This window comes from Prosthecobacter sp. (assembly GCF_014879935.1).
Lineage (GTDB): Bacteria > Verrucomicrobiota > Verrucomicrobiia > Verrucomicrobiales > Verrucomicrobiaceae > Prosthecobacter.
In genome coordinates this window covers 20542-27389 of record NZ_JACSRD010000058.1, presented here as the reverse complement: position 1 = coordinate 27389, position 6848 = coordinate 20542, and the positions used below count along the sequence as shown (strand labels likewise).

Sequence of the window (6848 nt, the reverse complement as noted above, 5' to 3'; positions counted from 1 at the left end):
ACGCGGGTCATGGCTCAACGCGATCACCCGCATCCTCTCCCGGCCTTCAAAGGCCGGGCAACGAGACGGATGCCGCTCTGCGGCAGAGGTTTTCAAACACGTCCTAACGTCGCTTTCAGTGTTCACGTTTTCGGTGAAAGGTCACGACCTCCCAACTCTCCTGCTCCATGTCCGACTCCCGCTCACCTCGACGACGTCTCTCCGGTTTGAAGCCGGACGCGTTGATGGCGCAGGGATTGAGCGCGGCGGAAAGTGTGATTGAGGTCGCGGGCATCGAGATTGAGACGCCGCTCGGACGCGGTGGCATGGGCGCGGTGTATCTGGGACGACAGCTCAGCCTGGATCGTGAAGTGGCGGTGAAGGTGCTGGCGGGAGAGCTGGCGGACGATCCGCAGTTCCTCGAACGGCTGGAGCGCGAGGCACGCGTCATGGCGCGGCTGCGGCATCCGAACATCGTCGCGGTGCATGATTTTCAGCGCACGGAGGATGGCGCGGCGATTGTGATGGAGTTCGTGGAAGGTGGCAGCCTGCGTGAAAAGCTCCAGCAGCATCCCAACGGCCTGCCGGTGGCCGAGGCGCTGCGGATTCTGCGCCAAATCGCGGCCGGATTGGAGGCCGCGCATGCCAGCGGGGTGATCCATCGCGACATGAAGCCGGAAAATGTGCTGCTCGATGCCGCAGGCACCGCGCGCGTGACGGATTTCGGCCTCGCGCTGCCGCTGCATGAAGGCAGCACACGTCTGACGCTCAGCGGCACCGCCGTGGGCACGGTGGATTACATGGCGCCGGAGCAGTTTCGCGGCGCGGAGGCGGATGCGCGGCTGGATGTCTTCGCGCTCGGAGTGATGGCGTATGAACTGCTCACGGGCAGGACGCCGCGCGGCAGTTTTGATCCGCCGCATCGTGTGCGGAAGGAGATTTCCGCGCAGCTCGGCGCTGCGGTGATGCGTGCGCTGCGTCCTGAGCCGACGGAGCGTTTTGCGAGCATCGCTGACTTCATGAATGCGCTGCACGAGCCTGCGCGACGCCGTGTCTGGCCCTGGTTGCTGACTTTGGTGAGCGTGCTGGCCGGTGTGCCGGCCTTGATGAGCTGGACGGCGTCAACCGAAGTGGCTGGAGAGTGGCGTGATGCAGCGGCCGGCACGCGCATCTGGGAGGACGTGCTGCGCGGCGACTGGCGGAATGAAAACGGCGTGCTGACCTCCGGCGCGGACATTTGCGTCGTGAAACTGGAGGACGAGCTGCCGGAGTCCTATGATGTGCGCATGCGCCTCACACGGCTGGAGGGGGAGTATTCGACCGCGCTGTTCTTCCGCAGCGGCGGACGCATGGCCACGGCGGAGCTCGACGCGTGGGATGAAGGCCTCGCCGGCGTGCAGATGATCAACGGCCAGGACCTCACCTCCGGCTACGGCTTCCGTTTTCCGCTGGTGAATGGGGAGCCGCATGAGCTGCTCGTCGAAGTGCGGCCTGACGAGGTGCGCGTGAGCGTGGATGGCGAATTCAAAAAGACCTTCGTGACCAAGGGCCTGCCGCTCGGCATCACGCCCGCCTGGGAACTCGGCCCCACACCGCGGCCGATGGCCCTGGCGCTCGGCAGCTACCAGAGTCCCACGCGTTTTGAATCGGTGGAATGGCGGCCGGTGGAGGCGAAGACGGAGTGATTTCGTCATCTTCCCGCAAGGTTCCGTGCTTTAATCACCGCCATGCGCCTGCTGATCGTCGAGGACGAGCCTGATCTGCTCCGCGCGCTCGCCCGGGCGCTGCGGGAGGACGGCTATGCAGTCGATACGGCGGAGGACGGCGAGGACGGGCGCTTCAAGGCGCTGGAGTGTGATTACGACGCCATTGTGCTCGATTGGATGCTGCCGGTGATAAACGGGCTGGAGGTGCTGAAGGCGCTGCGGGCGAAAAAGCAGACGCCGGTGCTCATGCTGACCGCGAGGACCGCGGTGAACCATCGCATCGAAGGCCTGAACACGGGTGCGGATGACTACCTGGCCAAGCCTTTCGACATCAACGAACTCCGCGCCCGCCTGCGGGCGCTGATCCGCCGCAGCGGCGGCCAGGCGCGGGATCAAATCGTGATCGGAGGGGTGAACGTGGACACATGGAGCAAGTCCGTGACGCTTTCAGGTGAGCCGGTGGTGCTGACCGCCCGTGAGTATGCCCTGGTCGAATACCTCGCGCTTCGCCGTGGCAAGATGGTGAGCCGCACGGAGCTCTACGAGCATCTGTTTGATGAGAACGAGGACTCGCTCTCGAACCTGCTCGACGTGCGCGTGTCACTCGTGCGCAAGAAGCTGGGCGCGGAGTTCATCCAAACCCGGCGAGGGCAAGGTTACTGCATCCCTTGAGCCAATGACGAATGACGAAGGCAAAATGACGAATGAGGAGCCGGTGCGCCGGCAGTCCGGCCATTCGTCATTCACCATTCGTCATTCGTCATTGCGCATGCGCATCCTGCTCTGGCACGGGCTTCTCCTCGCGTGCGTGCTGGCGGCGTTCGGGATCACGGCGCACCGGCTGCATTGGAATGGCGAGCTCGTGAGGCTGGATCGTGCGCTGGATGAGCCGCTCTCGGCCCTGCACCGGTCAATGCATTTTCAGAACGCCCGCGAAGGGAATCCACCGGGGCCGCGCTCGACGCCGCCGCAGGAGTATGCACTGCCGGCGGAGCTGGCAGAGTCGTTCGAGACGCGCGGGATCGAGTTCAGCGTGTGGAGCCGCACGGGGCGGCTGCTGGCGCATTCGGCGGAGATGCCGGAGGCCATGGCGAGGCCGCCTGTGGAGGGCGCGGTGCCGTTTGTGATTCAGCGCCGCAGCCGTGAGCACAGGCGGGAGGCTTTCCTGACCACCCCGCCGGGCGAGTGCTTCCTGGCCGCGGTGTCGATGGTCAATGAGCAGCAGGCAGCAGCGCGGCTCGGGTGGTGGCTGCTGGCCCTGGGCGCTGCTGTCCTGGGCGCCGGGCTGCTGGTGGACGCGTGGATCTTGCGACGAGCGATCCAGCCGGTGGAGGAGATCATCGGCGCGGCGGAACGCATCAGCCGTGGCAAGCTGAGCACCCGCATCGAGACGCGGGCGGACAGCGCCGAGCTGGCGCGGCTGACCAAGGTGCTCAATGAGACCTTCGCCAGCCTCGACCGCGCCTTCACACAGCAGGCCAGATTCAGCGCGGACGTGGCGCATGAGCTGCGCACGCCGGTGAGCGTGCTGATCGCCGAGGCACAGGGTGCTCTGGAACGCGAACGCGGCGGCGCGGAGTATCGCGAGACGATTTCGACCACGCTGCGCTCCGCACGCCGCATGAGCGGCCTGATCGAATCCCTGCTCGAGCTCGCGCAGATCGAGTCAGGGGGCGATTTGACCCGATCCAGGTGCGATCTGGCGGTTCTGGCCTCCGAAGCACTCGAAAGCCTGCGCGGCATGGCGGCGACGCATCAAGTGACTTTCGAGATGAAGCTCGAAAAATCGCCATGTGAGGCGAATGCGGCCCAGATCACGCAGATCATCGCCAATCTGCTCATCAATGCCATCCAGCACAATGAACGCGCCGGTCATGCGCGGATCGAAACCGGCCAGGAGGATGGCAGAGCTTTTCTGCGCATCGAAAACAGCGGCCCCGGCATCCCGGCGGCGGATCTTCCGCACGTGTTTGAGCGCTTCTACCGCGCCGACACGTCACGCAGCCGCAGGACAGGCGGCGTGGGCCTCGGACTAGCGATCTGCAAAGCCATTGCGGACACGCACGGAGCCACCCTTTCAGTGGAAAGCGGCGGCGGGCTGACGTGCTTCAAGCTCACGATGGGGAGCTGAGTCCCCTTCAAGGCCGTGCGGCCAGCCAGCCAGCCTTCAACTGCCGCGCGAGCTGCCTCACCTGCTCCGCGTGCGCGGGATCGGCGGCGAGATTCTTCGACTCGCTGTCATCGTAGAGCTCGATGCCAGCGGGCTTTCCTTTGAGATCATGCCACTCGGTGTAGCGCCAGTCCGGCGTGCGGATGCTGCGGCCCATGAAGGGTGGCTTTCCAGTGCGCAGATACTGGCTGAAGACGGCTTTTTTCCATTCGCGGTCCGGCTTGTCGAGCAAGGGGGCAAAACTGGTGCCTTCGAGGTGCTGGGGAAGAGGCAAGGCGCAAAGCTGGGCAAGCGTGGGATAGAGATCGACCAGCTCGACAAGTGCCTGGGTGCGTTTTCCGGCGGTTTTCATGCCTGGAACGCTCACGAGCAGCGGAGTGCGGGTGCCGAATTCGAAGTTGGTCATCTTGGTCCACACGCCGTTCTCGCCGAGGTGGTAACCGTGATCTCCCCAGAGCACGACGAGCGTGTTTTCGCGCAAACCGAGCCGTTCCAGCTCCGCGAGCACTTTCCCGAGCTGAGCGTCCATGAAACTGACGCAGGCGCGATAGCCACGGATGAGATGGGGAGCCATGGCGGCTGGAATGGCACCGTTCGGTGGCACGGTGCCGTAGCTGCGCAGCTCGTAGTTGTTGTGGAACGCCGGCTCGGGCGCGTTTTCGGGGAGCGAGGCGTTCGCGGGCAGATGAATCGACTCAGCCGGATACAGGTCCCAATACTTCTGCGGGCAGGTGAAGGGCAGATGCGGCTTCACAAAACCCACTGCGAGGAAAAACGGCTTCGCGTCGCCTTTGAGCCGCTGGAGCGTTTCGACGGCTTTCGCGGCGGTTTGACCATCGGGATAGACCTCGTCCGTCTCGTCGGCGGCCTCGAAAGGCGCGGCACGCAGTTGCTTCGGTTGCTTGTTCTTGGGCAGAGCCTTGAGCTGCTTCACGAAGTCGAGCGATTCCTTGGTGAACCAGTGCTTGTAAGGCTCACCGTGATACCACGCGGGCTCGCTCCATGATTGTGGATCATCGCCAGGCTCGCGCTCGCTGTGATGGAAGATTTTGCCGAGCGAGAGTGTGGTGTAGCCATGGTTTTTGAAATGCTGCGGCAGCGTCACCACATCCGGCAACTGGCCGCGCAGGAAGTGCTGGTTGTCAAAAATGCCCGTCGTGTCCGGCCGGCAGCCACTCAGCAGGCTGTTGCGCGAAGGATTGCACACGGCGACCTGGCAATAGGCACGCTCAAACAACACACCGCTCGCCGCGAGTTTGTCGATGTTTGGCGATTGAATGTGTTTTGCGCCGTAGCAGCCGAGTTCAGGCCGGAGGTCGTCCACGGCGATGAAGAGGACGTTGAGCGGTTGAGCTGCGAAGGCGCTGCCAGCGAGCAGGGCGAGGAGTGATCGAAGTACCATGACGGGTGGAGTCAGTATGTTGGAGTCTAGGCTTTAGCCGACGGTTTGAGAGGTTTCGATAGGTCAGAGAGTCGGCTAAAGCCTGGACTCCAACATCACTTCTTCGCGGCCGCCTCACGGAGGCGCTGGACTTTGGATTTATAGCCAGCGGAGAGATTGGTTTGGGTGGAGCGGAGATGTGTGAGCAGCTTTTCGCGCATGCGATTCAATGTGTCGCGATGCTCGGACAGCTCGGAGAGGTCGTTTTGCTCCAATGGATCTGTCTCGAGATCAAAAAGGAACTCGCGCTCCTCATCGGCCCAGTATTTGAAGCGCTCGTCACGCGCCATCATGCGCAGCGGCGCCTTGTCGCCGATCTCGCTGATGGCGATGGGGCGGATGCGGTCTTTTCGACCGGTGGCGATGGGAAGCAGCGATTTTGCAAAGCGCCCGGGCGTCACCTCGCCGCCGATGGCCTCCACGAGGGTGGGATACACGTCCATCATCTGCACCGGGGCCTTGCTGCGGCCCGTTTTGACCTGACCGGGCCAGCGCAGCACCAGCGGCACGCGTGCCGACTCCTCGTAAAACCGGCCCTTCGTGAGATAACCATGCGCGCCCATCATCTCGCCATGATCGGACGTGATCGCGACCAACGCGCCGTCCCAGGTGCCGCGAGCCTTCAGCGCCTCGACGAGCTTCGCGACGCAATCATCCACCAGCGCCAGTTTGCCGAGGTAGTTCGCCAGCATGCGCTTCGTCTTCGCGTGGTCCATCGCACGCCCTTCGCGCAGATACCGCTCCGGCACGCTCGCAGGCAGCGTGAGCTTCTCAGGATCAAACATCGCCGCGTAATCGCCCGGCGCATCCAGCGGTGGATGCGGCGAGTGCAGGCTGACGACGAGGCACAGCGGCTTGTCCTTCGGCTGTTTGGCAATCCAATCGACCGCGAGGCCCGTGGTGAACACGTCATGGTAGTCCTCCGGCTTCACCACGCTCGCCCGCGGCTCGAATTCGCCGCTGATGTAGCGGCCGTGCAGGTCATCGGCCACCGCCTGGAGCAAGCCACGCTGTTGCAGATGCTCCTTGTAAGGATCACGCCCCTTCACGGAGTCCGGTGGCCCGGAGATGTCCGCCACATGATCGAGGCCGAGCGCTTTGAAGAAGGTACCGCTGTTTTTGAAGCGCTCCTGCCACGCCGGGCCGGCGCTCCAGTGTGTCTTGCCGATCTGCGCCGTGGTGAAGCCCGCGCGTTGGATGTCGAGAAACATCGGCGCGTCCTCCGGTGCCGGATAGTAGCGCGCGCCGTTGCCCCAGAGTCCGTGACCGCCGTTGTGCGGATACAGCCCCGTCAGCAGCGACACCCGCGATGGCATGCACACGGGCGACGTGGCATAACACGCATCAAACACCATCCCCTCCGCCGCGATGCGGTCCATGTGCGGCGTGCGCACCTCCTTGTTGTCCCACCCGGTATAGCGCGGGCTCCACTGATCCGCGATGACCACGAGCACATCCGGCTTGCCCGCAGCCGCGAAGAGCGAAGGGCTAAGGGCAAGGAGCAGGAAGACGAGCGCGTGTCGCATGGGCGCTGTGAACGTAGGGCGTGCGG

At 64.0% G+C, this 6848-nt stretch carries 5 protein-coding genes; 3 read left to right on the top strand and 2 right to left on the bottom strand.

All coding sequences use genetic code 11. The features are described from left to right. The first annotated feature begins 167 nt into the window (after nucleotides 1–167). The 3 genes from IAE77_RS01860 to IAE77_RS01850 are packed head-to-tail and all read left to right on the top strand — an operon-like array spanning nucleotide 168 to nucleotide 3816. Nucleotides 168–1664, top strand: coding sequence for a serine/threonine-protein kinase (locus tag IAE77_RS01860; RefSeq protein WP_294220974.1), 1497 nt, complete (start codon nucleotides 168–170; stop codon nucleotides 1662–1664). Nucleotides 1665–1706: 42 nt separating this feature from the next. Then, nucleotides 1707–2357, top strand: coding sequence for a response regulator transcription factor (locus IAE77_RS01855; protein ID WP_294220972.1), 651 nt, complete (start codon nucleotides 1707–1709; stop codon nucleotides 2355–2357). A 4-nt stretch (nucleotides 2358–2361) separates the two neighbouring features. Beyond that, nucleotides 2362–3816, top strand: a complete 1455-nt coding sequence (locus tag IAE77_RS01850; protein WP_294220968.1) for an ATP-binding protein — start codon at nucleotides 2362–2364, stop codon at nucleotides 3814–3816. A 7-nt stretch (nucleotides 3817–3823) separates the two neighbouring features. Here IAE77_RS01850 and IAE77_RS01845 read toward each other — a convergent pair whose 3' ends face one another. After that, nucleotides 3824–5257, bottom strand: coding sequence for a sulfatase (locus IAE77_RS01845; protein ID WP_294220966.1), 1434 nt, complete (start codon nucleotides 5255–5257; stop codon nucleotides 3824–3826). A 95-nt stretch (nucleotides 5258–5352) separates the two neighbouring features. Next, entirely contained in the window at nucleotides 5353–6822 is a 1470-nt protein-coding gene (locus tag IAE77_RS01840) for a sulfatase-like hydrolase/transferase (protein ID WP_294220963.1), read from the bottom strand. Nucleotides 6823–6848: the final 26 nt, after the last annotated feature.